The sequence below is a fragment of the Corallococcus llansteffanensis genome (assembly GCF_003612055.1).
Taxonomy (GTDB): domain Bacteria; phylum Myxococcota; class Myxococcia; order Myxococcales; family Myxococcaceae; genus Corallococcus; species Corallococcus llansteffanensis.
In genome coordinates this window covers 1-2,496 of the sequence record NZ_RAWB01000888.1, presented here as the reverse complement: position 1 = coordinate 2,496, position 2,496 = coordinate 1, and the positions used below count along the sequence as shown (strand labels likewise).

Genomic DNA, 2,496 nt, shown 5'->3' with positions numbered 1-2,496 from the left:
GAGAGGGTGCCCGGACATGTATGGGAGATGGTGCTGGTAGCGGGCGGGTGGAAGGGCTGGCGGCTCCACCGCACCCCGAGGGGAAGGGCGCACGCCGGGCCTGCCTGCCGGAATTTCCCGCCACCCGGCGTGGGGGTGCGCGCCGTACCCCCAGACCTTGACGCATCGGAGACTTGGCGTCCGGTCGCTGGCGGCTATGCTGCCGCGCCTCCTCCGTACCGCTTCCCAGCCTGGATGGACCCCATGAGCCTTCGCCGCAACCTGCTGACCGTCGCCATTCTCTCCACCGCGCTGCTGTCGGCGTGCTCGCTGCGCCCGCGCTACAAGGACCTGGTGCAGGCGAGCAGCACCGCGGAGCTCAAGGAGGACCAGCTCGTGGTCCTGCGCGTGGTGGACGCCCAGACGGGCCAGCCGGTGAAGGGCGCCAAGGTGTCCGGCGGCGAGTTCCGTACCCGCCTCAACGCCGTCAGCGACGAGAACGGCGAGGTGTCCCTCAAGGTCAACCAGACCCTGCTGACCGAGAACCCGCTCGTGGAGGTCGTGCTGCCCAAGGGCGTGCGTCACTACAAGCTCCAGCTCGTGCCCTCCGGTGAGGCCCCCGCGTCCGAAGGCGCCCCCATCAACACCCCCTCGAGCACCGCCTCCGAGCCGACGCCCGTGGCGCCCGCGTCTCCTGGCGCCCCCAGCGAGACCGTGGCCCCGATGGCCACCGACGCGGGCGTCTGAAGCCGCCCCGGCTCAGGTGAACCAGCGCACCAGGCGCTTGCCCTGCAGGCGCCGGTACGCGACGAGCCGCCGCTGGAAGTCCTCGCCGATGGTGATGAAGCGCACGCCGTAGCGTCCCCGCGTGCGCTCCCCGGCGGAGCGGCGGACCCACATGACCTCGCCCTGGAAGGCCACCTCTTCGTCTCCCAGGAGCAGGGCCCCCTCCAGGAAGTCCCCCGCCTTCATCGGCTGGAGCATGTCCGCGCAGAAGCCGCTCTGGGACACGTCGCGCGTGTACACCGGCAGCATGCCGCGCAGGCGGACGGCCAGGCGATGCTCGAAGCGCGTCACGGCTCGGGGGAGGTGCATGACGCCAAGTCTGCCAGATTCCGCCCGCGCAATAAAATTGCGCCAATACAAAGCAGGCAGGGGGGCGTGCCCCTCATGCAAATCCCGGGAAACGTTGAGAAATCTCCTGGGAGGAGGGAGCGGCCCATGTCCAAGGCGTTCACGAAGGAAGACGGGGGTGGCGACGAGGGACTGACCCCCGCGCGCACCCGGTCGGCATCGGCGGAGCAGCGCTACATCACGCCGGAAGGCCACCGTGCACTCCAGGAGGAATGGCTGTCGTTGCAGGGGCCGGATCCGCACGCTGGTGACTGGCCGGAGCTGGAAGCGGGCGTGCGCAAGCGCGAGCGGGAGCGCCGGGCGCGTGAGCTCTCCTCCATCCTGGAGGAGGTGCGGGTGGTGGAGCCGGATCCGTCGCGGGCGGGGCGCGTCTTCTTCGGCGCGTGGGTGGTGCTGGAGGACGAGGAGGGCGAGCAGATGCGCTACCGCATCGTCGGACCGGACGAGGCGGACGTGAAGGCGGGGCGCTTGAGCGTGGAGTCTCCGCTCGCTCGCGCGCTGCTGGGCAAGGAGGCCGGAGAGGTCGTCCAGGTGGAGCGTCCCAGGGGGCCCGTGGAGTACGAGCTGCTGGCGGTGGAGTACGGAGGGTCCGAAGCGCACGCGCCCGGTCCGTGAGCGGCGCTCAGCGCTTCGTGGCCATCACGGTGACGAGGCTGCCGAAGGGCTTCGGCATGCCGCCCTCGCGCACCTCGACGTCGAACCCTTCCGCCTCCAGCAGGGCGCGGGCCCGGGGCATGAGGAACGTCAGGTAGTACATGACGAAGGGCGGCTTCCAGAGCGCGTTGCGCACGCGCATGGCCGCGTTGAAGCCCTTCGCCACCCAGTAGCCGGGGTTCAGCGCGGACGGCGGCTGGCCGGTGACGAAGACGAAGCGCCCTCCGGGCTTCAGCGCGCGGGCAATGCCCTGCACGAGGCGCGGCTCGTCCTCCTCCAGGATGTGACCGAAGGCGCCGAAGCTGGTGACGAGGTCGAACTCCGCCGTGAAGGGCAGCGCCAGCGCGTCGCCCCGCACGAAGTCCAGCGCCGCCGTGCCGGGTGCGTCCCCCAGCCGCCGCCGCGCTTCGTCCAGCATCCCCTGGCTCAGGTCGAACCCGACGACGCGGTCGCGACACAGCGGGCGCAGCACCCGCATCGCGGCGCCGGTGCCGCAGCACACGTCCAGCGCGGCGCCCACGCTCCCGGGCGGGCCCACCTGGGCGAACGCGGCCTTGAGCAGCGGATCCGGCGTGCGGAACGGGGTGTGCTCGAACTTGGGCGCGAGCAGGTCGTACCCCTGCTCGACGGAGGTGAGGGCCTGCCGGGCCAGCTCCCGGAGGGTGGGGCCATCGCGGTGGAACATGGGCCCAGGTGTACCCACATCCCACCGGGCGCGCCACCCGGAGC

General features: G+C 71.5%; 4 protein-coding genes. 2 read left to right on the top strand and 2 right to left on the bottom strand.

Translation table 11 applies throughout. The features are described 5' to 3' along the window. The first annotated feature begins 243 nt into the window (after window positions 1-243). A complete protein-coding gene (locus tag D7V93_RS41705; protein ID WP_120648520.1) occupies window positions 244-726 on the top strand; it encodes a hypothetical protein in 483 nt (160 codons plus the stop codon). 12 nt (window positions 727-738) lie between these two features. Here D7V93_RS41705 and D7V93_RS41700 read toward each other — a convergent pair whose 3' ends face one another. Further along, window positions 739-1,074, bottom strand: coding sequence for a PilZ domain-containing protein (locus D7V93_RS41700; RefSeq protein ID WP_120648519.1), 336 nt, complete (start codon window positions 1,072-1,074; stop codon window positions 739-741). A gap of 126 nt (window positions 1,075-1,200) precedes the next feature. Here D7V93_RS41700 and D7V93_RS41695 point away from each other — a divergent pair, with 126 nt between their 5' ends. Then, window positions 1,201-1,728 (top strand): GreA/GreB family elongation factor, encoded by a 528-nt coding sequence (locus tag D7V93_RS41695; RefSeq protein WP_120648518.1) that lies wholly within the window; start codon window positions 1,201-1,203, stop codon window positions 1,726-1,728. A gap of 7 nt (window positions 1,729-1,735) precedes the next feature. On the opposite strand, the gene D7V93_RS41690 is transcribed toward D7V93_RS41695, so the two are convergent. Further along, a complete protein-coding gene (locus tag D7V93_RS41690) occupies window positions 1,736-2,452 on the bottom strand; it encodes a class I SAM-dependent methyltransferase (RefSeq protein ID WP_120648517.1) in 717 nt (238 codons plus the stop codon). Window positions 2,453-2,496 lie beyond the last annotated feature (44 nt).